This is a genomic window from Mesorhizobium sp. B2-5-11 (assembly GCF_006440835.1).
Lineage (GTDB): Bacteria > Pseudomonadota > Alphaproteobacteria > Rhizobiales > Rhizobiaceae > Mesorhizobium.
Genome location: NZ_VFUK01000008.1, coordinates 159,023 through 179,909 on the forward strand (window position 1 = coordinate 159,023; position 20,887 = coordinate 179,909).

The 20,887-nt window shown below is 61.0% G+C and carries 20 protein-coding genes and 4 pseudogenes; 20 read left to right on the forward strand and 4 right to left on the reverse strand.

Annotated elements, in window-relative coordinates; genetic code table 11:
• Window positions 1-181: 181 nt before the first annotated feature.
• A complete protein-coding gene (locus FJ490_RS23785) occupies window positions 182-1,336 on the reverse strand; it encodes an ISNCY family transposase (protein WP_140670009.1) in 1,155 nt (384 codons plus the stop codon).
• A 183-nt stretch (window positions 1,337-1,519) separates the two neighbouring features.
• Here FJ490_RS23785 and FJ490_RS23790 point away from each other — a divergent pair, with 183 nt between their 5' ends.
• From FJ490_RS23790 to FJ490_RS23800, 3 genes and pseudogenes are all read left to right on the forward strand, one after another.
• Window positions 1,520-1,771 carry a type II toxin-antitoxin system Phd/YefM family antitoxin gene (locus tag FJ490_RS23790; protein WP_140522731.1) on the forward strand — a complete coding sequence of 84 codons (252 nt, stop codon included), beginning with the start codon at window positions 1,520-1,522 and terminating at the stop codon, window positions 1,769-1,771.
• 2 nt (window positions 1,772-1,773) lie between these two features.
• Window positions 1,774-2,217, forward strand: coding sequence for a type II toxin-antitoxin system VapC family toxin (locus tag FJ490_RS23795; RefSeq protein ID WP_140522733.1), 444 nt, complete (start codon window positions 1,774-1,776; stop codon window positions 2,215-2,217).
• Window positions 2,218-2,388: 171 nt separating this feature from the next.
• Window positions 2,389-3,009: pseudogene (locus FJ490_RS23800) on the forward strand (ISNCY family transposase); the annotation flags it as partial.
• A gap of 364 nt (window positions 3,010-3,373) precedes the next feature.
• On the opposite strand, the gene FJ490_RS23805 reads toward FJ490_RS23800, so the two are convergent.
• Window positions 3,374-5,998, reverse strand: a complete 2,625-nt coding sequence (locus FJ490_RS23805; protein ID WP_140523374.1) for an EAL domain-containing protein — start codon at window positions 5,996-5,998, stop codon at window positions 3,374-3,376.
• 211 nt (window positions 5,999-6,209) lie between these two features.
• Here FJ490_RS23805 and FJ490_RS33195 point away from each other — a divergent pair.
• From FJ490_RS33195 to FJ490_RS23840, 9 genes and pseudogenes are all read left to right on the forward strand, one after another.
• A pseudogene (locus FJ490_RS33195) lies at window positions 6,210-6,352 on the forward strand (IS630 family transposase); the annotation flags it as partial.
• 403 nt (window positions 6,353-6,755) lie between these two features.
• Complete coding sequence (locus FJ490_RS32800; protein ID WP_181165398.1) at window positions 6,756-6,911, forward strand: hypothetical protein; 156 nt, start codon at window positions 6,756-6,758, stop codon at window positions 6,909-6,911.
• A 21-nt stretch (window positions 6,912-6,932) separates the two neighbouring features.
• Complete coding sequence (locus FJ490_RS23810; protein ID WP_140501511.1) at window positions 6,933-7,829, forward strand: LysR family transcriptional regulator; 897 nt, start codon at window positions 6,933-6,935, stop codon at window positions 7,827-7,829.
• 185 nt (window positions 7,830-8,014) lie between these two features.
• Window positions 8,015-8,613, forward strand: a pseudogene (wrbA, locus tag FJ490_RS23815) (NAD(P)H:quinone oxidoreductase).
• A complete protein-coding gene (locus FJ490_RS23820; RefSeq protein ID WP_224647543.1) occupies window positions 8,565-9,239 on the forward strand; it encodes a DUF1003 domain-containing protein in 675 nt (224 codons plus the stop codon). The pseudogene wrbA and the gene FJ490_RS23820 overlap by 49 nt, the downstream one beginning before the upstream one ends.
• A gap of 149 nt (window positions 9,240-9,388) precedes the next feature.
• Complete coding sequence (locus FJ490_RS23825) at window positions 9,389-9,994, forward strand: sulfite oxidase-like oxidoreductase (protein ID WP_140501506.1); 606 nt, start codon at window positions 9,389-9,391, stop codon at window positions 9,992-9,994.
• Entirely contained in the window at window positions 9,987-10,733 is a 747-nt protein-coding gene (locus tag FJ490_RS23830; RefSeq protein ID WP_181165397.1) for a ferredoxin reductase, read from the forward strand. Before FJ490_RS23825 ends, FJ490_RS23830 begins: the two co-directional genes overlap by 8 nt.
• Before the next feature lie 250 nt (window positions 10,734-10,983).
• On the forward strand, window positions 10,984-11,670 hold the full coding sequence (locus FJ490_RS23835) for an antibiotic biosynthesis monooxygenase (RefSeq protein WP_140522735.1): 687 nt from the start codon (window positions 10,984-10,986) through the stop codon (window positions 11,668-11,670).
• A gap of 161 nt (window positions 11,671-11,831) precedes the next feature.
• Entirely contained in the window at window positions 11,832-12,326 is a 495-nt protein-coding gene (locus tag FJ490_RS23840; protein ID WP_140522737.1) for an OsmC family protein, read from the forward strand.
• Between the two features lie 183 nt (window positions 12,327-12,509).
• On the opposite strand, the gene FJ490_RS23845 is transcribed toward FJ490_RS23840, so the two are convergent.
• Entirely contained in the window at window positions 12,510-13,055 is a 546-nt protein-coding gene (locus FJ490_RS23845; RefSeq protein ID WP_140501500.1) for a carboxymuconolactone decarboxylase family protein, read from the reverse strand.
• A gap of 113 nt (window positions 13,056-13,168) precedes the next feature.
• Between FJ490_RS23845 and FJ490_RS23850 the strand changes: the two genes are divergently transcribed.
• The 7 genes and pseudogenes from FJ490_RS23850 to FJ490_RS33200 form a co-directional block, all read left to right on the forward strand.
• Window positions 13,169-14,116 (forward strand): LysR family transcriptional regulator, encoded by a 948-nt coding sequence (locus tag FJ490_RS23850; protein ID WP_140501498.1) that lies wholly within the window; start codon window positions 13,169-13,171, stop codon window positions 14,114-14,116.
• Window positions 14,117-14,308: 192 nt separating this feature from the next.
• Complete coding sequence (locus FJ490_RS23855) at window positions 14,309-14,899, forward strand: peroxiredoxin-like family protein (protein WP_281405129.1); 591 nt, start codon at window positions 14,309-14,311, stop codon at window positions 14,897-14,899.
• A gap of 171 nt (window positions 14,900-15,070) precedes the next feature.
• Entirely contained in the window at window positions 15,071-16,006 is a 936-nt protein-coding gene (locus FJ490_RS23860; protein WP_140522739.1) for a LysR family transcriptional regulator, read from the forward strand.
• Window positions 16,003-16,734, forward strand: a complete 732-nt coding sequence (locus FJ490_RS23865; protein ID WP_140522741.1) for a peroxiredoxin family protein — start codon at window positions 16,003-16,005, stop codon at window positions 16,732-16,734. The genes FJ490_RS23860 and FJ490_RS23865 overlap by 4 nt, the downstream gene beginning before the upstream one ends.
• A 250-nt stretch (window positions 16,735-16,984) precedes the next feature.
• Window positions 16,985-17,437, forward strand: a complete 453-nt coding sequence (gene msrB, locus FJ490_RS23870) for a peptide-methionine (R)-S-oxide reductase MsrB (protein WP_140501490.1) — start codon at window positions 16,985-16,987, stop codon at window positions 17,435-17,437.
• Window positions 17,438-17,439: 2 nt separating this feature from the next.
• On the forward strand, window positions 17,440-17,952 hold the full coding sequence (msrA, locus tag FJ490_RS23875) for a peptide-methionine (S)-S-oxide reductase MsrA (protein ID WP_140522743.1): 513 nt from the start codon (window positions 17,440-17,442) through the stop codon (window positions 17,950-17,952).
• 158 nt (window positions 17,953-18,110) lie between these two features.
• Window positions 18,111-18,348, forward strand: a pseudogene (locus FJ490_RS33200) (SUMF1/EgtB/PvdO family nonheme iron enzyme); the annotation flags it as partial.
• Window positions 18,349-18,582: 234 nt separating this feature from the next.
• Here the strand turns inward: FJ490_RS33200 and FJ490_RS23885 are convergent.
• Window positions 18,583-19,536, reverse strand: coding sequence for an AraC family transcriptional regulator (locus FJ490_RS23885; protein ID WP_210239479.1), 954 nt, complete (start codon window positions 19,534-19,536; stop codon window positions 18,583-18,585).
• A 729-nt stretch (window positions 19,537-20,265) separates the two neighbouring features.
• Between FJ490_RS23885 and FJ490_RS33640 the strand changes: the two genes are divergently transcribed.
• Entirely contained in the window at window positions 20,266-20,838 is a 573-nt protein-coding gene (locus tag FJ490_RS33640) for a zinc-binding dehydrogenase (RefSeq protein WP_347439607.1), read from the forward strand.
• The last annotated feature ends 49 nt before the right edge of the window (window positions 20,839-20,887 follow it).

Consider the following 20,887-nt stretch of genomic DNA (forward strand, 5'->3'; position numbering starts at 1 on the left):
CGTGCACATCATCAAGCAGCGATTGAAGTGGCGGGACTCCAAACGGATGTGCCGGCGGCCCCCATGAACGCCGTTTGGCCGGCAAAGCGAATTGACCGCCGTTATGGCTGTCGGTAGCTAATCAAGTTGTCCGGTTTGGTAGCACATGATCTGTCCGCTTCTGTTTTGGCGTCGAAGCGGTTCACGCGGCTTGCCTGATGGGGCAAGTGTCTTCGATTGCGGCGCCGTCAGAGCTGTAGCGAGCGATGCGGCGCGGCCCGTGAAAGATCGCGAGGGTTCCATCCGGGTAGTGCCTGACCTTGACGGTGGCTTTGACGAAGTGATGCCGGATCGGGCTCTGTGGCAGCTGCAATCGCAGCCGCGCGAAGGCGACCGTGTTGTCGCGGGCAACGACGCGCTCCTCCTCGATGCACAGGATCTGGGCCAGTTGTTGCGGGTCTGCGGCGACAAAGGCGCTGTCCTCGACCGCGGCCGGCCTGGCGAAGCGGGCATTGTGAGCTGGTAGGTAGGTCTGTGCGATGAACCGGTTGGCGGCCTCGATGTCGGCAATTCCGGCCAGCGCCAGCTCCCTCGGCAGCCGATCCTGCAAGGTGGAGAACATCCGCTCCGAGCGGCCTCGCGCTTCAGGGGAATAGGCTGGAATATGTTCGATACCCAGCCGCTCGAGCGCCCGGCCGACCTGGGTCAGCCGGCTTTTGTCGACCGCCTCGCCGGCCTTCAGCGTCACGAAATAGTGGCTGCCGCGATCGCTGTAGAGGCTCGATGGCAATCCCTTGGCGACGAATGTCTCCAGAAGGCCCTGAAAGCTCGACGCCGTGCCTTCCTCCTCGATCAGGAAGGCCGAATAGATCGTGCTCGTCGCATCGTCCATCGTCACGATCAGGTCCAGCATCGGCTCACCCACCAGCCATCGATGACGGCTGCCATCCTGATGCAGCATCATCCCCTCGCAAGGCTTCCTCTCCCGCTTGCGCCGGTGAGCACCGCGCCGCTTGGCCCGTTCCACAAGGCCCGCCGCGTGGAGCTGCGTCTTGATGAAGGTGTAACCCCAGCTGAAATGGTGATCGCGCAGCAGGTGCTCGTGGAAATGCTTCACATTCCAGCCGAGGTAGCGATGACGGTAAAGCTCCAGCATCTCCTCAATCGCTTCCGCCGGCACCCGACGCGTCGAAAGCTTGCCCAAGCGCCGATCCAGCAACCCAGCGTCCCCAGCCTCTTCGTACCGGTCGCGGTAGCGTCGGAATTGCCGCTCCGACATGCCAAGCAACTCCCCTGCCTCCATCATCGAAAGATCGCCACCATTCCAGCGGCTCAATACGTCTCGAAACTTCTGCATTCTCCGGTCCTGTAGCCACGCTGCCCGCTTCATCCCCAGCCTCCATCCGCTGGCGATAAAACCGGACAACTCACGTGCTACCTAATCCGGACAACTCATCTGCTTACGACAGTTGGGCTACGGCCTTCTTGTCAAGGCTCGCTCCATAAGCTATATGACTACTTTGGTCACAGGGCTGTCAAGATGAAAGAGATTCAGCTTAAAGACGTGAAGGCGACGTTCTCGCATGTGGTCGACGAAGCGGTTGCAGGCGCACCGACGGTTGTCACCCGTCACGGCAAAAGAGAGGCTGTCGTAATCAGCTATGCGGACTACGAGCGCCTTTCCCGTGTGCCATCGCTGGGTTGGTTGCTTACAAACTCGCCCTTGGAGGACGGCGACCTGCCAGCGCGAAGCCGAAAGCCCGCACGGGCTCTGCGTGACCCGGCGTTTTGACGTTGTACCTTCTGGATACGAATGTCGTCAGTTTGCTCGCCCCCTCGAGACGCAGGACACCCTCCGATGAAAGACTAGTTGCCTGGATCGTCGACAGATCCTCCGACCTTTGGCTGTCCGTCATCACCTCGGCTGAGATCGAGGACGGTATTGCGAACGCCAAGCGAACCGGTGCCACCAAAAAAGCGGCCGCGCTCGCTGAGTGGTGGGGAGAAATTCGTCACTACTACGGTAGCCGCATTCTGCCTCTTGATCTCGAGACGGCAACGATAACCGGGCAACTTATGGCAGTCGCCCGCGGAGCTGGCATCTCTCCCGGTTTCGAGGATATCGCGATTGCTGCCACAGCCACGCAACACGATCTAATCGTGCTCACGGACAATGAAAAGGATTTCAGACCGCTCGGAGTTCGGTATCAGAATCCGTTCATCGGGCTTCCCGGTTAGCTTGTCCAATCGAAATATTGAAGTTCACATAAGTATATGAATAGTAATCACAAATGTTAGTTCCATAATACATGTTATGCGACTTATGGGTATTGCCGCAAAATAGAAATGTCTTGATTCCGCAAAGTAGGAATGTCGCCCTGCTCGCCGATGAGCGAGGGAGACGGCGGGTTGGGACTGATCTTAATGAGCGAGCGCGAGCTGCAACGCATCGAGGTGCTGTCGAAGGTTTTGGAGCGGCGCATGACGGTTGTCTCGGCGGCGCATGTCCTGGATATGACAACGCGCCAGGTCCAGCATCTGCTGAAGGCGTTCCGGACTGAAGGCGCCGCGGCACTTCGGCACAAGGCTCGAGGACGACCGTCGAACCATCGATATGTCGCCGGCATCGGTGAGTTGGCGGTTCGGCTGGTTCGGGAACACTATCTCGACTTCGGGCCGACCTTGGCGGCCGAGAAGTTGGCGGCGAACCACGGCCTGATCGTGTCGCGAGAGACGTTGCGCAAATGGATGGCGGAAGCCGGAATCTGGCTGTCGCGCAAGCAGCGCCGGACATTCCATCAGCCTCGTTTGCGTCGAGAATCTTATGGCGAGCTGGTGCAGATCGACGGCAGTGATCACCGTTGGTTCGAGGAGCGGGGCGATCCATGCACCCTGCTCGTCTTCATCGACGACGCCACGAGCAAGCTCCAGCAGCTTCGCTTTGTGAAGTCGGAGAGCACCTTCAGCTCCTTCGAGGCGCTGGAACTCTATCTGAAGGCACACGGCTGCCCAGTCGCATTCTACTCCGATAAGCCCCAGTCCCCTGGTCGATCATGAGAACCTGAAAGAACCTACCCGGCCTGTCGTATCCGAAGTGAGCCGCGAGCCTTCGGTTCTGCTTCCTTCCCTTCGAGAAGCTTAAGGATGTGACCAATCTCCAAAAGCTTGCCAGTGACGCCAGCGGCTATCGCCTGCGTCATGCGGCGCGAGGCATCAATGCGTCGCTCAATTGTAATACCTGGAATGGAGGCCACCGGGCTGGCGTGAGCCTCTGCCTTGTTAGAAAAGCCATTGGTCTGGCGCGTGAAATGGCGCTAGTACATCCGCTTGGTCATGCGCAGGGGCCGCAAACGGGGGTTGGCGGGCGCCGATGCTCGTCGCGCGCGCGCTGATCTCATGATGCTGCGAGCATTCGCCGGTTGTTTAACAACTTCGTGATGCCGTGTGCGGTCATTGGTCGGCTCAGCGCATAGCCTTGCAAGATGTCACAGCCTAAATTCTTGAGGACCTTGGCCTGCTGCATCGTCTCGACACCTTCGGCGATGACCTCCACGCCCAAGGACCGGCCAATCTGCACAATCGATTGTACGACCTCTCGCTGCTGGGCTGACCTGGCGATTGGACCAACTAGCTGGCGTGCAATTTTCAACCGTCGCGGTTGAAGCTTGAGCAAGCTGACAATCGACGCATGGCCGGTGCCGAAATCGTCAATTTCGATGTCGATTCCGAGTTCCTTGATCTGGTTGACGTTCCAGATCATAAGCTCATCGTTGTCGTCGAGGAAGATTGATTCTAGAAGTTCGAACGAAACGGTTCCTGGTTTTATCGAAAGTGACGTCAGGCTGGTGATCAGCTCCTCGTCCTGAAGCCGTCTCGCGGAGACGTTCACCGAAGCGCGCGGAACCAGGAGGCCGGCCCTCTGCCAGCGATCAAGGTCGTGGAGGGTTTGTTCCAGTACTAGTCGGTCAATAATTGAAACGACATTCAACTCTTCAGCAATCTTGAGGAACCCGGCTGGCGTCTGAAGTCCGTCGGCGGGATGGTTCCAGCGCGCCAGCGCCTCAACGCCCGCAACCTCCAGCGTTTTGGCATCGAACTGTAGCTGGTAATGTGGAACAAACTCGTTGCGTTCCAACCCTGCGAGGATCTCGTCGGCTACCCGTTTGGTCCGGATGATCTCAGAGTGGAGGTCCTGGGTGAAGAACTCATATCGATTGCGTCCCCGACTCTTGGCCCGGTAAAGGGCTATATCCGCGTTGACCATCAGGCGTGGGCCGTCGATGGGACCGTCCGCATCGACTGCGATCCCGATGCTAACGCCGATACGGCATTGATGGTCCTTGTAGGGAATCGGCTGCCGCAATCTATGTATGATGCGGTCGGCCAGCTGTTTAAGCTGATCAGTTGAGATATCGCGTCTGCAGACTACCACAAACTCATCGCCTCCGACTCGGGCAACGAAGTCTGATGAGCGAACAGTTGATGTCAGCTCCTTTGCGGTATGGATCAGCACGGCGTCGCCGATGGCATGGCCGAGCGTGCCATTTATCTGTTTGAAACGATCGAGATCAAGATGCAGAAGCGCGGCGCCGCTGCCAGGCGTTGAGCCTGTGACGGCGTAGCTATCGAGCATCGTGTCAAGGTGGCGGCGATTCGGAAGGCCGGTCAGTGAGTCGTGAAGCGCCGTATGCTCATTGCGCGCTGTCGCCGCCTCAAGCTCAGCACTCCTCGTTTCGGCGAGATCCTTTGCCCGTTCCAGTTCCCGTGTCTGGATCACATCCGCCGTCACGTCCCATTCCGCGCCAACCATTTTGTGATCGGTGCCGTCCCTGTAAGTCTTGGCACGCACGCGGACGTGTCGGACAACTCCATTGGGAAGCACCACACGATATTGCGAAGAGTATATGCCGGTTGCGATCCCTTGCGCGAAATCCCGCTTAGCCTCGTCGAGATCGTCAGGGTGGATCGATCTTGACCACTCTTCGAAGGTTCTTGGTTCGCCATCTGCTGACTTGCCATAGATTTCGTTCAGGCGGTCGTCCCAGAATATAATGTCCGAGTCGAGATCCTGCTCCCAGACGCCAATTTGCGAGGCGTCAAGCGCAAGCTCCAGCCTCTCTGAAAGCTGTGCCAGTCGTCGTTCGCCGCGGCGCAGATCGGCGTAATGCTTATACCGCTGATTGAGAAGCCGCCCCGCAAAGACGATCGGAACCACGACCAGGGCGCCGCCGATGAGCATTGTTAGTCGCAAAATCCAGGCGTTGCGGGGCGTGGTGTTCCAGCCACCCTTGGGAATGGCGGAAATTTGCCAAGATCCTGTCGGCAACCGCACCTCGGAAGTGACGGGATCTTGTTCCGTCACGTACGCGGGACCGTAAAATCGCGCCCCGCTTCTCCCGAGAGCGTCCTTACCTGTCAGAGCGATTTCGATTGGCAGGTTCTTGTCTAAAAGACCGCTGTCCGCGTACAGCTTCGGAACGTCGATCACGGCGGCCACTATGCCCCAGAACGTCTCGCGAGGGCCGTCACGGTCAAGGAAGACAGGAAATCGCCCGATGAATGCCTGACCTCCTTGTTTGAGTTCTACCGGCCCGGCTAACACCAGTTGCTTGTTATCGCGTGCCCGAAGTACTGCTTCGCGCAGCTTTTCGTCTTCGCGGAAGTCCAGCCCTATCGCTTTTTCATTGCCTTCCCTCGGATACATCAACGAGACGACCAGGTCAGGGGCGCCGGCAATGTTTCTGATCTGTGTCTTCTCGCGAAAGAGGCTCTTTGCCAGTTTGGCAAAGCGAGCTTGGCTCATGTTCGGTTCAGTAACGATCGTCGCGACCAGACCACGCGCCAGTTGAAGGTCTCCGTTGACATTACCCTCAAGTTTGGCGCGAACGAGGTTCATCTCCTTCGCAACGTCAACGCGCAATGCCTGCTCGGTTACAATGCTGTTTTGATGGTCCGCAAAAATTCCGGCAGTTAACAGCACCGCAAGGGCGATCACTGCCGGAAGACTGGTCCAGGTCATCAAGGTGCGGAAGCGCTGATGAATAGCAAATGGCAAGATGGAATCTCGGTCGCCCTGATTTCCAGTTGGCGCAGGATATCGGAGCCGACTTAATCGAATCTCTTCGCCTCTATTCAAAATTTATAAAAGACACCTGGAAGACTAACGCGTATCTGGCGTGCGCTGATCTCGCCAGCAGGCGCTTGCGTTTGGATCCTCGCAGACCGGGCCCGATCCCCAGTGCCTGTTCGATGAGCCGTGGATCAAGGCCAACATGGCTCGCTGTCATGTTGGCGGCCGAAGTGGAAGCGGCTGTGCGCCCTGGCTCCGCGCGGCCATTGGCGCACCCTGACCTTCCGTGGCGCGCTGCGCTGTATGGGTGCGCGGCTGCTCCACGAATATAAGGCGATCAGCGCGGCCGGCATGGACTAAGCGGCGCCCCGCGGCAAAAAGATAATCAGCGGCCAGAGCTAACGACCGCACCTGAGCGACGAGCGGTTGAATGATACCGGCGTTTCGCGGTTTGACACCAACTGCGCTGCGCGCTGAATGAAGAGGCGCGCTGAGATCAGAAGCGTGGGGGCGGCTCGTAGCGAGGGACCGTGACTTCCTAATCGCAGGGGATATTGCCGCCGACATCCCATAGCGCCGCCAGGAGCACGCAAACTACCTACTCTCATATGCCGAGAGGCGGTGTCTCACAGATAGACGATTATGTTGAGAGTCGATAGGCACTACTTCCCAGGTGTTGCAGAGCATGGTGCCGCTGAGGAGACCGATGAATGCCTGGAAAGCCGCACTCGCGACCGCAGTCGGCCTTTTTCGCTTCCAACGAGCACGGGGGTTTGGGGTCGCCGCCGTCTGCGCTGCGGTGGCGGTGGCCGCCGCGCTCGATACGATCCTGGCCCTCGTGCTGGATCCGACCTCCGTGTAGCCCGCCGCGAGCCACCAAGTGATGAACGACCGACTCTCAGCACTCAGACTGTTTGCTCGCGCCGCGCGCGTCGGCAACTTCTCCCGTGCCGGGCGCGAACTTGGCCTGTCGCAGCCGTCCGCATCCAGGCTGATCGCTGCGCTCGAGGAGGAGGTCGGCGCGACGCTTTTTAGCCGCACCACGCGAGCAGTGACGCTGACCGAGGCCGGCGCGACGTACTTGATGCGCGTCGAAACGATCCTCGCAGCGCTCGACGATGCCGACCACGAGGCGCGCGGAACAGGAGAGTTGCGCGGCTCGCTTCGCGTCGGCACGCCGACAAGTTTCGCGCTCAGGGAGATCATCCCGCGGCTTGGCGCGTTTACGAAGCAGCATCCGGCGCTGAAAATCGAGCTCCGAGTGACGGACCGCTACCCAGACCTCGTGACTGAGGGCCTCGACGTGTCGTTGCAGTTCGGCGCCCTCCCCGACTCCAGCGCGATGGCGCGCAAACTCATCCACCAGCCAAGGGTACTCACGGCCTCGGCAGGCTACTTACAGGAGCGCGGCACACCCACGATGCCGTCGGATCTCGTGCACCACTCGGTGATCATCAGTCCAGCGCATCCCTCGCCGACTTTCTCCTTCCGCAAGGGCGGCCGCATCACCTCCGTGCGCGTTGATAGCGCGCTCTCGATCACCACCAACGAAGTAGCCACGGCAAGCGCTGTCGCCGGGTTGGGGGTCGCCGCATCGAGCGAAAACAGCGCGCGGGCAGAGCTCGACGCCGGGAAACTTGTTCGGGTGCTGCCCGACTGGGATTTCGGCTCGATGGAACTGAATGCGCTCTTTGTCAGCGCAAAGACCATAAAGCCCGCCGCCCGTGCGTTTACCGACTTCCTTCTCAGGGAACTCCGCGCTGCAGACGATCGACCATAGGATTGCAGCGATAGCGCGGCATTCCCGGCAGTTATTGATACGATACGTTTACCCTTCCTGCCCCGAAACTTAATGCTAGCAAAGCAAGCACCCGACCGGACGCCCTCGCGCCGGAGGTTTTCTGCATGCTTCGAAATAGCCGAAGACGCGTAAGCGGGCGGCGGTCAATACGATGAACGGCTCCCATGGCCAAAGTGCTAGTACTCTACTGCTCCTCCTACGGGCACATCGAAAAGCTCGCACACGAAATCACCGCGGGCGCGCGCGAGGCGGGCGCGTCCGCCGACGTGAAGCGAGTGCCTGAACTTCTATTTCCGGAGGCGCGAAGGCAGCCAACGACAACCTCGACCAGACCGCTCCAGTCGCGTGCATCGACAACCTCGCCGTGTAGGACGCGATCGTCTTGGGCGCAAGCAGGCGCTGCGGCAGGATGTCGTCCCAAATGGCAAGTTTCCTCGACCAGGCTGGCGGCCTATGGGCGAAGGGAACCCTCAATCGCAAGGTCGGCGGCTCCTTCGCGTCATCGACGACGCAGGATGGCGGCCAGCAGACGACGCTGTTCACCATCATCACCAATCTGCTCCACTTCGGCATGACGGTGGTCGGAATGAACTGCGGGTTTGCCGGCCAAAGGAAAGTCGATGAGATCGCCGGCGGTACGCCTTACGGCGCCACGACAATTGCCGGCCCCGACGCGCAGCGGCCGCCGACCGAGAACGAGCTTGCCGGCGCCCGGTGCCGGCGACGAGCCATCGCGGATATCGCCACGAAATTTCACGGCTAAACGACGCGATCAAAAACGCGGTGGGGCGCTGGCGCGTCGACCGTGCAATCAAGCGGAACGGTGCTGGCAACGTGGAAGAGAAGGTGGAAGACCAGGACGGCATGGAACAAGCCGAGCATGACCTGCTCGCCGACCTCAGGCGAGCGCGTCGCTCATTTCGTCTCCAGGACATGGATGAGTCCGCGGCGGCTGCGTGCCTGACGCCCGGGCAAAGGATAGCTGACGCCGTCGCCAGCGTCATGGGATCGTGGAGTTTCATCATCGTGCAAAGTGCGATCCTGGTCGTCTGGATAGGGGCCAACCTAGTCAGCGCGATCAGGGGCTGGGACCCCTACCCGTTCATCCTTCTCAATCTCGCGCTTTCTTTCCAAGCGGCCTACGCCGCGCCAGTCATCATGATGAGCCAGAACCGGCAGCAGGACATCGATCGCAAGGCCGCGGAGAATGACTACCGCATCAACGTGAAGGCGGAGCTCGAGATAGAGTTGCTGCATGAAAAGATCGACCAACTACGTGAGCGCGAAGTCCTGAAGCTGACGGAGGCCGTCAGGATGCTGACCGAGCTGCTGGAGCAGTCGGCGTCGGGCGCACGCGAGGCCGATGCGGAAGGCGGACGGCGATCATAACGCCCGGCTATCGACTTCATGGCGTGACGTCATTTCCCATTCGCGGCGCGGAATACTATGTTACGCCGGTACCTTGCTCATCCGGCGCACTACGGCTTGGCGTTGCGCGGGACGACGCTCTTTTTACCTGCCGAGGAAGGATGTCCGCCATGGTTACTCGCGGTTTTACCGGCCGCCAATCCGGATCGGAACTATCGGATCGGATTCCCCCGGGACAGCACCTCGTCGACAATTTCCCGGTGCTTACGGCCGGTCCCACGCCGAGGATCGAGCCCGCGGACTGGACATTCACGCTAAAGGTCGGACCTCGTCCGGTCAAAGCTTGGAGCTGGTCGGAGTTCAACGCCCTCCCACGAACCAAGATGACGCGAGACATCCACTGCGTGACCTCCTGGTCGAAGCTCAACACCGCGTGGCAGGGCGTGGCCGTCGACGATATCCTCGCCGACGCCGGCCTCAGCGCACCCACTCCGTTTGCGCTCGCCCATTGCTACGACGGCTACTCCACGAACGTGCCACTGGCGGACCTCGCGACGGGCAAGGCGATGATCGCACTCGAGTACGAAGGCCAGCCACTGCCGCGCGACCACGGGGGGCCGGCGCGGCTCTTCGTGCCGCATCTCTACTTCTGGAAGTCGGCGAAGTGGGTAAACGGGCTTCAGTTCACCGAGCGCGACGAGGCCGGCTTCTGGGAGCTGCGCGGGTACCACATATACGGGGATCCGTGGCGCGAGCAGCGATACACGAATGACTGAAGCGATTGGCACAACCGCGCGATGGCAGAGCTGCGCGATTGTCGAGATCGCGACGAGAACGCCGGCTATAAAGAGCTTCTTTCTTCGCCTATCCGAACCGTTCGAGTATACGGCCGGACAGCACGTTGACGTGCGGCTGACTGCACCCAACGGCTACACTGCCATGCGCAGCTACTCGATCGCGTCGGCCCCGGGCAATTCCAAAGTGATCGAGCTGGCGATCGAGCGCCTCGCGGACGGCGAGGTCTCCCCGTTCTTCCACGACGTCGCTCGAGCAGGAGATATGATCGAGCTTCGCGGGCCGCTTGGCGGTCACTTCCTCTGGCCGGGACCGACAGCGAAACCGCTGCTCTTGATCGGCGCGGGCTCCGGCGTCGTGCCGCTGATGGCAATGATCCGGCATCGGAAGGCCAGCGGCGAGCCAGTGCCTGTCGCGCTGTTGCTCTCCTCCAGGACCTGGCGTGACGTGCTTTTCAGGGACGAGCTCCTCGAGCTCGAGAGGTCGCTTCCCGATTTCGCACTCGCCCTGGCCTTGACGCGCGAGCCGGCGATGCGCAGCAGCGACTTCAGCAGGCGGATCGACGCGGCGATGGTCGCCGACGTCGCGGCACGTCAGCCTGTCTCTCCCGGCAGCGTCTTCGTGTGCGGGTCGACTGCTTTCGTTGACATCGCGGCGGACGCGGCGCTCGCATTGGGACTGGAAGCGAGAGCGATCAAGGCCGAACGCTACGGCGCTTGAGGGACCGTTCCTTTCGTTTTGCGAGAGCATAATTTTCGCAAACGCCAGATTATCCGTGCGGCCTGCAGCGACTTTAGTGGTTGAATGCGAGGACCCGCGCAGTGAATGAACGGGAGCCACTGGGGTGCTGTCCAAGGCGACCGATGTCGACGGCTGGAACGTCTTCTGCCGTCAAGAATATGTGCCTTTGTCGGGCCATTTCGACATTGGGACTGACTGCGTCGAAGCACTCTAGAGACGGGATACGAACATGTTTTCAGTGATTTTCGAAGTCCTCCCCAATAAAGAGAACTGGGATGACTACCTCGACAGCGCCAAGATGCTGCGCCCCGAGCTGGAGCAGGAAGAGGGCTTCGTCGACAACATCCGCTACAAGAGCCTGATCCGCGAGGGCTGGATCCTTTCGCTTTCGAACTGGCGGGACGAGAAGTCGCTCGTGCGCTGGCGCACCCGCAGGCATCATCACGAACTCCAGCAGAAAGGCCGCGACGAAATCCTCGCCGACTACCACCTGCGCGTGGGTCAGATCACTGCCGACAATCAGCTGCCGACGGGGTACGCCCTCACGGAGCAAAGGCTCGATGAGACTGAATTTGGGGAGGGCACGACGGTTACGCTGATCAACGCGACTCGCCCCGCGCAGTGGAAGCAAACCAACAACCCGTACGATTGTGCCGAGTGGCTTGGCCTGAATCCGTGGGCCGCCGACAGCACGTTCTGGGACATCTTTGACGCCGTACTCACGCCCGGCGACCTGATTCTCCTCATATCGTGGAAGAACGCCGCTGCCGCGCAGGCTTATGAGGACGCTTCTGCGCCGAATAACAAGGCCAGGATCCGAAGAGTGCGGATCGTGCGCGACTACGGAAAGTATGACCGTCGCGAGGCGCCTCAGTACTACGCGGATGCCGAAGGTGGCGAGACCCTCCACGCCTGATACCCACTGTCGGGAACCGTCGACCCGCAGCGTGATAAACCCTACGTTCGCAAAAGTGCGGGCCGCGGGGGAGCCAGGTCGCGCTCGCGAGGCCGTAGCTACGATACCTGGTCAAGGCGGGCCTGCCAAAAGGCCCTGTCGAAACCTGAAAGGAAAGCACGATGACGAACTCGAATGATGGCGCTCCCCACCCGCAGGCCGTGGTAGGCGGCGATCTTGACGGCGCCGGCGCGCTCAACGGCCGCGCCGGCGCATCGGAATTCTCCATTGGCGGCCTCAATGGGAGGGGCGGCATCACGGCCGGGGCAAACCCCTACGAGCTGCTCAGCGCTTCGCTCGCCGCGTGCACAGCGATGACGATACGGCTGCAGGCGCGAAGGCGGAAATTCCCGCTTTCTCATGTCGAGGTGGCTGTTTCATATCACCACGGCATCGAGGGCAGCCGCGACTCCTTCGAGCGTTCCATCCGGCTCGAAGGAAACCTGAGCGACGAGGAACGTGCCCAACTGATGCAGGCCGCGGACATGTGTCCGGTGGGGCGGACGCTTGGCCTCAGCGCCGACATCCGCACGAACGACAACGTCAGCGTCGGGCGAGCGGCTAGCTATGACGACGACTTGCGCAAGCTTCCGATCCCGAACATCGACCCCGACTAGAGGCATAATGCCGAAGAATGTGAAGCGGTTTTCGGGCAACACCATGCTCAACTTCTCCGATTTAGAGACGAATTCAGATTTCAGGTCGATTCGACCTGAAATCATCTGCTAGCGGGCCGCGAGGTAGACGGCGAACGCATCGGCATCGTCGCGTCGAGCGCCGGAGAGCGGCGTCACCTGGCGTTAGACTGCCTTCGCGGGCCTCACCTCCGGAAAATCAATCGGGGTCCGCACTGCATTGTTCACGAAGTTGGTCAACAGGAACTGAGCAGTCAGCGCGATCATTTCGAGGGTACTAGCATCCGTCCAGCCCGCATCCTTGACCGCCGCAAACTGGGCGTCGGAGAGTTTGCCGCGCGTCTCGATAAGCGCCTTCGCGAAGGCGACCGCAGCTTGGCGCTTGGAGTCGCTCGATCGGCCCTGCCGGTTTAGATCGATTTCCTCCGGAGGGATCTTCGCGAGGTTCGTTGAGACATAGCTGTGCGCTGCAAGGCAATAGTCGCAGCCATTTGCCTCCGAAACCGCGAGCGCGATGCCCTCCCGGGTCTTCAGATCGAGGGCCTTGGACAGCGACCCCATCAGACCGGCCCAGCCGCCCAGAACGTTCGGACTGATGGACATGAGGCGATAGTGGTTCGGTACGAAGCCGAGCATCTTGTTGATGTTGTCGAGGATTGGCTGGGATTCGGCAGGCGCGTCGTCGCGACCCGGGATAGCGATGCGGGACATTTCTTCTCCGTTGGACTCTGGCCGGCTCGGTTTTTGAATTGCTGTGGTAGCCTCTGCCGTTCGGCGCCATAATTGCCTAATCGTGAGAAATGGCCTCTCGGAGGGTGAGAGAAATGGACCGGTTTGAAGCAATGTCGCTTTTGGTAAGGTCGGCGGAGGCCGGCAGTTTCTCCGCGGCAGGCCGTCAGCTCGGCGTCCCTCTACCGACCGTCAGTCGGAAGGTCGCCGAATTGGAGACCCACCTCAATACCCAGCTGCTGGTCCGATCGACGCGGAAACTGTCCCTGACCGAAGCGGGGCTCGCCTACGTCGCCGCCTGCAAACGCATCCTGGAACAGGTCGAGGAAGCCGAATCGCAGGCCTCTGGGGAGTACACAGTCCCGCGCGGTACGCTCACGATGACCGCGCCTATTGTCTTTGGGCGCTTCCACGTAGTGCCTGTCGTGAATGAATTCCTCGCGCGTTTCCCGCAGATCAGCATTCAACTGACGCTCACCGATCACACGATCAACATCGTCGACGAGCACATCGACCTGGCCGTCCGCGTCGGCATGTTGCCCGATAGCACACTCGTCGCGACGAAGGTGGGCGAGATCAGGCGTGTGGTGTGCGGCAGCCCCGACTATTTCGCCGCCCATGGCGTCCCGAAAACGCCTGACGACCTGGCCGAGCACATGTGCGTGACGTTCACGGCACTCGCAGCTGGGATGACGTGGGTTTTCAAGCCGCGCGGCAAGGCGACGAGGAGCGTGCGTCCCTACTGTCGGCTGAAGATCAACACGGCGGAGTCCGCGATCGACGCGGCGCTCGCCGGCGTCGGCGTGACGAACGTGCTCTCTTACCAAATCGCGAGGCCTGTGGCCGCGGGGAAGCTCAGGATCATCCTGGAGGACTACGAGCCTGACCCGATCCCGGTGCATCTGGTGCACACCGGACAGGCGATCCTGCCCCTCAAGCTGCGGCGCTTCATGGAGTTCGCCGCTTCTCGGCTGCGCAAGTCGCTTGCGGCCGACCTGGCCAAGCTCTCCGCGCCAAAGATATGCGCAAAAACGACGAAGTAGCCAACTCTCTCTCGGGCGATCATTCATGCATGAGAAAAATAACTCAAACTCGCGCGGCAAGACTACCGGAGCCACGCTGCACCAGCGATTATGCTAGTGGCATGCCGGGCCGCGCGCGACGAGCCGAAGATGTTACTCCAAGACGAATTGGACGCCGTTAGAGCCGAGGATTTGGCCAGGACCCCGCCGAACGTGACGCTGGTTCGGCAACGGGCGGTGGAAGCGCTTGCCACATCCGGATTGGCCGAGCGGGCCGCGCAGGCCGGGGATCAAGCCCCTCCGTTCCGGCTGCATGATGGGCATGGCCGGGCATTCTCATCATGCGAGGCGCTGCGTCGAGGCCCGATGGTTCTCTTCTTCTACAGGGGGAGATGGTGTCCCTACTGCACAGTCGACCTTCGCGCGATCGAGGCGTGCTCTCACGACATACGCAGCCTCGGCGCCTCGCTGGTTGTCATCTCACAACAGACGGCCCACAACAGCCTTGAGACGCAGAGGTGGAATGCCCTTTCATTCGCGAGCCTGGTCGACGCGGGTGGCAAGGTCGCGCACGCTTTCGGCCTACGCTGGAGGGCCTCCGACGAACTGCGTTTCGTCGAGAAGGAATGCGGCATAGATCTCGCGACCTTCAACGGCGATCCGAGCTGGACGTTGACTATGCCGGCCCGGTACGTCGTTGCGCCCGACGGAACGATCAAATACGCCGATATCAGTGTCGACTATACGCGACGCGGCGACCCGTGCGATCTGATTCCGGTCCTCGCCAACCTCGCTGCGCACTAGCCGCTTTCTGGGGCTCCAGAAAGCGTGTCCGGGCGTCCAAACGAATAGACCCGGCCATTCCAACGTGCGCCTGCAAGTGGCATCCATGCTCCGTTGTTACGGCGTGCCCCGCACGCCACCGGGTGCATAACCTCGCCATCATAATGGTCAGCCACTTGACGGAGAAAACACATGGAGCTTCATCAAGTCCGCTACTTCCTCGCCGTCGCGGCCACCCTCAACTTCACTCGCGCGGCCGAGCAGTGCAACGTAACGCAGCCCGCCCTGACAAAGGGGGTGCAGAAGCTTGAGCAGGAGCTCGGCGGCGAATTGATTTACCGTGAGCGCCAATTGACGCAGCTCACCGACCTCGGAAAGGAAGTCCTTCCGATGCTGGAACGCACATTGTCCTCGGCGGAGGCGGTGTGTCGCAGAGCCCAGGAGTTCCAGCGCAAGGAGGTCGCACCACTGAAGATCGGCCTCGCCCCCTCCATCTCGGCGTCGCTCGTGCTCGATCCGATCGCGGAGATTGCAAAGTTCGTGCCTGGACTTCACGTGGAGCTGTACGAGGGTGTAGCGCAGAGACTCGTCGATTTATTGCTTGAGGGGGAGATCAGCGCCGCAATCGTCGGTGACGTGCCCGACATGCCCGCCCGCATCGACGACTGGTTGCTATTCGAGGAGCGCTACGTCGCAGTTCTCGCGCCAACACACCGCTTGGCGAACCGTCTATCGATCGGTATCGACGACCTCCGACAGACCGTCTTGCTGGATCGCGCGGGATGCGACGTCGCCCCAAAAATCCAACAGACGTATTTTCCAAAGGGACCACCCCATCTCGGCCACTGCAGCGGTCATGAATTGCACCTGCAGCACATGGCGGCGGCTGGCTTCGGCGTGATGCTCGCACCAGAGCACATGCCGCGCCTTCCCTCACTCAAGACCATTCCGCTCGAAGGCGATCAGGTTTGGCGGGAAGTCCGGTTGCTGGCTGTGCAGGGGCGCCGCTACTCGCCGGCGCTGGACGCTTTTGTCAAGGTCGCGCGGCTTCGCGACTGGTCGATCGATGTCCCCCATCGCGGGATGCTGGACCCAACGTTTCCGAAGGCGGCGGGCGTGCCGGCATGACCGCGGCACGCACGCCGCCGGCCAACCGCTTCCAGCCAACCGATCCGCAGTTTGACGCCAAACGGATGCCAAGCCAGATCGACAAGACACTCGCCCAGATTCGTTCGGAGCTGTTGACGAGGTTCAGCGAAGCGGACTGGGCGTCATACAACCACCTCGTGGGCTGGCTTCGCGATATAGACGTGGTATCGTACGCGTTGAAGGTCGGAGATGCCGCGCCGGACTTCCTCCTTCCGGACGCGGACGGTCGTCTTCACTCCTCCGACCAGCTGCGCCGGGGCGGCCCCCTCGTCCTGAGTTTCTTCCGAGGAGACTGGTGTCCGTTCTGCACCGCCGAGCTGTGCGCCCTTCAGGCGGCGAAGGAGGAGTTTGAGAGCGTCGGCGCAACTCTCGCGGTCGTGACACCCGAGACGGGACAATTCCCGCGGCAACTCAAGCGAAGTCTGGGCCTAGACCTGAAGGTACTGTCTGACGTCGACTACGGCGTTGCGTTGTCGTATGGCATATTGTTCCGGGTGCCTGACGAAATCAAAGCGCACTATTCCGGGCTCGGTTTCGACTTCGGTGCGCGGCACGGTTCGCCAGTCTGGATGCTGCCCATTCCCGCGACTTACATCATCGACACGGAGGGCCGGATCCGCAGCGCGTCCGTCGAACCCGACTTCACGATGCGGGCGGAGCCGGCGCAAATCTTGGCCTCGCTGCGCCGTGCCGCTTCCACGTCTTAGCCGGAGGGGTCCGCCACCCAACACCACGACCTGTTGCGGACCGCGGCCGGTGGGCGCGTCGCCCCGACAGGGATCGACGGCTTTGAACAAGCATGTCGAGGACGGAATCACTCCGACCGACGGCTCGCCAAAGCAGTGCTTCTTGCCGCTTGCGCTGCGTCGATGGCATCGTTTCGATAGCCCGAGGTGATTAGACGCTCGCCAACCCGCTACCTATTCTTCCAGCCTGCGCGAGAAGGAGCTCCGCGAAATGCCGACCTATAGGAAAAACCCAGCGACGGTCTCGAAGCTGACTCCGGAGCAGCACCGCGTCACGCAGACTGACGGGACCGAGCGCCCTTTTGCCAACGAATACTGGGGCAACAAGGAGCCTGGCCTCTACGTCGACGTGGTTTCCGGCGAGCCGCTGTTCGCATCTTTCGACAAGTCCGACAGCGGCACCGGGTGGCCGAGTTTCACGCGGCCTCTCGAGGCCGCGAACGTCGTAGAGAAGGACGACAGCTCGCATGGCATGACACGGACCGAGGTCCGCTCCAAGCACGGCGACAGCCACTTGGGCCACCTCTTCCCGGACGGACCGCTCGACAAGGGCGGGTTGAGATACTGCATGAACTCGGCCTCCCTTCGTTTCATCCACCGCGATCAAATGGAGAGCGAAGGGTACGGCCAGTACGCGAAGCCCGTTGCAAAACAGGAGGTCTGACAATGGCAGCGAGTACAGAACGAGCGATCCTTGCCGGCGGTTGCTTCTGGGGAATGCAGCAGCTGATGAGGCGTTTGCCCGGCGTCGTGTCGACACGGGTCGGATATTCCGGCGGTGACGTCAAGAACGCCACCTATCGCAATCGCGGCACGCATGCAGAAGCTATCGAGATCATCTTCGATCCAAGCAAGACGAGCTTCCGCGACCTGTTGGAGTTCTTCTTCAAGATACACGACCCGACCACGCCCAACCGGCAGGGGAACGACCGCGGCACGAGCTACAGGTCTGCGATCTTCTACACCAACGACGAACAGCTACGCGTCGCGCAAGACACGATCGCCGACGTTGAAGCCTCAGGACTGTGGCCGGGCAAGGTCGTGACCGAGATTTATCCCGCTGGCGATTTCTGGCAGGCGGAGCCCGAGCACCAGGACTACTTGGAACGTTACCCGAACGGCTACACCTGTCACTTCGTCCGGCCGGGTTGGAAGTTGCCGCGAAGGAACGCCGCCTGAGGGCGGCTGCGGTACGTGTGACCTGCGGCGGGCACATCTTGACTGCATGTGCCTCACAAACCGTTTTGTTAAATATTCCCGCCGCCGCGAAGTCGCCCACACACGACAAGGCTGCGAGATTTGGACGGCCGGACACAGCTTTCAGATTCCAAGCGCGGATGCATCAGATGTTCGGCGACGCCTGGGAATGGACACGCACAGCCCGTCCTCGCCTCACCGGGGTTCCGCGCGGTCGAGGGCGCGGTCGGCGAATACAATGGCAGTTCATGTCCGGGCAGTTCGTTCTACGCGGCGGATCTTGCGTGACGCCGCCGGGATACCTCCGCGCGAGCTATCGCAATTTCTTTCCGGCACACGCGTTGGCAATTCTCAGGACTTCGCTTGGCGGCGGACAGCTCGGTCCGCCTGTTCGCGAACGACTTGAAGGCGCTCCGCCGGAGGATCGCCGAAAGCCTTCTGTGAGTTCCGCGACGTCGCCTCGGCTGAGAGAAAACGCGGAGCCGTGATGATCTTCGTGTACCACCTGAAAGCCTTGATGTCTCAAAGCGTCCCGTGGCTGCTGGGGGCGCTGGTGCGTCCAGCGCACCTTACCGCGGTCGCGCCTACGCAATCCCGGAGCGAACACCGGCGTCAGGCTGCGTCGGATTCCTCGATCGCGTCTTCGATCGGCGTAGCGCTGTTGGACCAGGCTCGCTGCGCCTTGGCGCGGTACTCTGATGGGTCGCTGCCGTAATATCTGCGGAAAGTGCGCGTGAAGCTGCTTCTACTCTGGTAGCCGGCGTTCAGGGCGACCTGATCGACAGACAGCGCATTGGCCGCGAGCAGGTCCGCCGCGTGACGCATCCTCACGCGGCGGAGCAATGACATTGGAGACTCTTCGAAGGCGGCGGAAAACCTAGCCATAAAAGCCGAGCGGCTGAGACCGACGGCATGAGACAAGCTCTGGACAGTGTGCGGCGCGGATGGGCGCGAGGCCATTTCGGCAAATGCCCGTGCGATCGGAGGATCGCTCAAGTTCGAAAACCGCTCCACCCACGCGTTCGTCGACACCAGGCTGCGCCGGAGCAATGCGAGGAGAACAAGTTTCAGCAGTGCCGCCGACATCGGCCCTCCACCAACCTCCTGGGCTGCGAGCTCGGCCATCGCGTAGGTCATCACTTGGTCGAGCTGGTCGTGCACGTCGAACCTCTCGACAATGGGCGTTGCCAAGGAGGCGAACAAGTCGAGCGCCGGACCATAAGTGGCCCGGAAGGCCCCGCACGCAAGCACCAGTGTCGGATCACCGTCTCCGACGGTGTGCCGCTGAGACGACCCCAGTGTGAAGCCGCCGTTGTTGTGTTTGCCGGCGTTCCTTAGTGCGATCGGATGCTCCGTTGCGGTGATCGTCATCGCTCGCCCAGGAGGGACGACTACCAGCGTGTGCGGTATCAGGCGTATGGGCGTTTCATGATCACGGAGAATGAACCCGGCGCCTCGAAAGCAGTAGTGGATGGTGGAGGTTGCCGCGCGGGCAACCGCCAAGTGGGCTCCCGCCGCAAGCGTGCACTCCGACAGGCTGACTAGGGTGACGTCCAAAGTGGTCATCAACTTGTCGAGGTCTTGTCGCGATATACGCCAGAACGGCTCGCCTGCCACGTCCAGAAGCCTTCTTTATGGTGCTCAGGCCCAGCTCGACTGCGAGACAGCGGGACGATGCCATCTCGCCCACGCCTTCGGCCTGCGCAACCGGGCGAAGGGCCATTCACGCTCCCACCTGATGTGGGATTGATCGGTTCGATCTTCACTGCCTTCAACTGAAGACGCTGAACAATCACTCAGTTGCAGCTGACGGAGTAGTGGCTGAAGTCGAATTAGATATATTCAGGCGCAACATGAATGATCCTGCTGAGCGTCTCAGCGACCGGCAAACTTTATAAATTCACACAAACCGATGCCCAGGCGCCTCAACAGGAAGCCCCGAGTCTCGGTCGCACGGCCGAATTCGCGACCGACCGATCGCGACGCACCAGTATCGGACGTCAGCGTCATACCTACACTGTGCGTGCCGCGCGGCCACGCGGCTCCTCGGTCTGCGACAGTATCCGGGACAGTCCGGCAATGAGCGTCCTTGCAACGGCCCTGGGCAATTGTGAGCATGGCACCTTTGGATGACGATACCTCGCGCCTATCGAAAGCATGTCCAAAGGGAATTTCTAATTTCGTCCGCCGCGTCCGATCTTTGAGTCTGGCTGGGCCGGCCGAGCACACGCGGCCGCCTTGACATCGATTGAATTTATTGCAGCGCGTCGCGCGTGGGCTGCAAAGGAGCGCTCTATGGACTCGCGATTATGCCGCGACCAAAAAGTGGTTTGCAACTTCCTGAGCAACGAACAGAGCGACAAAATTTTCCATACGTCCGTCGCGGCTTTCTCGACGTTGCCGCTCCCCGCGGGCGCTGCTTCGCTGGCGCCGGGCGTCCTGGCAGGAACGGCGGCAAAGATCGCCGCTCTCGCGGAAGCATCCCAACCCACCTCCTCCCAAGCCGTGGATGCTTCCGCGAGTACTATCGCCACCAGATTGCCATCGCCAACGCCCTTCTATCTTTCATTCGGCCGGAACGAAGCCGGCTTCGTCGAGGTAACGGCCAACGTGATGTTTCCTGCGGAAGCGCTGATACCGCGCCCGCTGACCATCGCCGGCCCGGCCGGAGCACGGCCCACCAATGGATTGGCGGTCGACTTTGTCGTCGAGTCCAATCGTGACCAACTGAATGAGATTGTCCAACGGGTGCGGGACGGACGATTGCGGACGAACATCGACAAAGTCGTAACCCTCGACGAGGCGATCGCCGCGTTCAACGTGACCGAGCGACGTAAGGGGAAGACGATCATCCGCATTCGTCCGTGAGCGAATCGCGCTCATCGATGAAGCATTTCCGCTAAGCAGACAAAAGACC

Excerpts from the sequence above, each read along its gene's own strand:
- FJ490_RS23785 (WP_140670009.1), bottom strand. The coding sequence starts at position 1,336 with ATGCAGAAGTTTCGAGACGTATTGAGCCGCTGGAATGGTGGCGATCTT.
- FJ490_RS23790 (WP_140522731.1), top strand. The coding sequence starts at position 1,520 with ATGAAAGAGATTCAGCTTAAAGACGTGAAGGCGACGTTCTCGCATGTG.
- FJ490_RS23805 (WP_140523374.1), bottom strand. The coding sequence starts at position 5,998 with ATGACCTGGACCAGTCTTCCGGCAGTGATCGCCCTTGCGGTGCTGTTA.
- FJ490_RS32800 (WP_181165398.1), top strand. The coding sequence starts at position 6,756 with ATGAATGCCTGGAAAGCCGCACTCGCGACCGCAGTCGGCCTTTTTCGC.
- FJ490_RS23810 (WP_140501511.1), top strand. The coding sequence starts at position 6,933 with ATGAACGACCGACTCTCAGCACTCAGACTGTTTGCTCGCGCCGCGCGC.
- FJ490_RS23825 (WP_140501506.1), top strand. The coding sequence starts at position 9,389 with ATGGTTACTCGCGGTTTTACCGGCCGCCAATCCGGATCGGAACTATCG.
- FJ490_RS23830 (WP_181165397.1), top strand. The coding sequence starts at position 9,987 with ATGACTGAAGCGATTGGCACAACCGCGCGATGGCAGAGCTGCGCGATT.
- FJ490_RS23835 (WP_140522735.1), top strand. The coding sequence starts at position 10,984 with ATGTTTTCAGTGATTTTCGAAGTCCTCCCCAATAAAGAGAACTGGGAT.
- FJ490_RS23840 (WP_140522737.1), top strand. The coding sequence starts at position 11,832 with ATGACGAACTCGAATGATGGCGCTCCCCACCCGCAGGCCGTGGTAGGC.
- FJ490_RS23845 (WP_140501500.1), bottom strand. The coding sequence starts at position 13,055 with ATGTCCCGCATCGCTATCCCGGGTCGCGACGACGCGCCTGCCGAATCC.
- FJ490_RS23850 (WP_140501498.1), top strand. The coding sequence starts at position 13,169 with ATGGACCGGTTTGAAGCAATGTCGCTTTTGGTAAGGTCGGCGGAGGCC.
- FJ490_RS23860 (WP_140522739.1), top strand. The coding sequence starts at position 15,071 with ATGGAGCTTCATCAAGTCCGCTACTTCCTCGCCGTCGCGGCCACCCTC.
- FJ490_RS23865 (WP_140522741.1), top strand. The coding sequence starts at position 16,003 with ATGACCGCGGCACGCACGCCGCCGGCCAACCGCTTCCAGCCAACCGAT.
- msrB (WP_140501490.1), top strand. The coding sequence starts at position 16,985 with ATGCCGACCTATAGGAAAAACCCAGCGACGGTCTCGAAGCTGACTCCG.
- msrA (WP_140522743.1), top strand. The coding sequence starts at position 17,440 with ATGGCAGCGAGTACAGAACGAGCGATCCTTGCCGGCGGTTGCTTCTGG.
- FJ490_RS23885 (WP_210239479.1), bottom strand. The coding sequence starts at position 19,536 with ATGACCACTTTGGACGTCACCCTAGTCAGCCTGTCGGAGTGCACGCTT.
- FJ490_RS33640 (WP_347439607.1), top strand. The coding sequence starts at position 20,266 with ATGGACTCGCGATTATGCCGCGACCAAAAAGTGGTTTGCAACTTCCTG.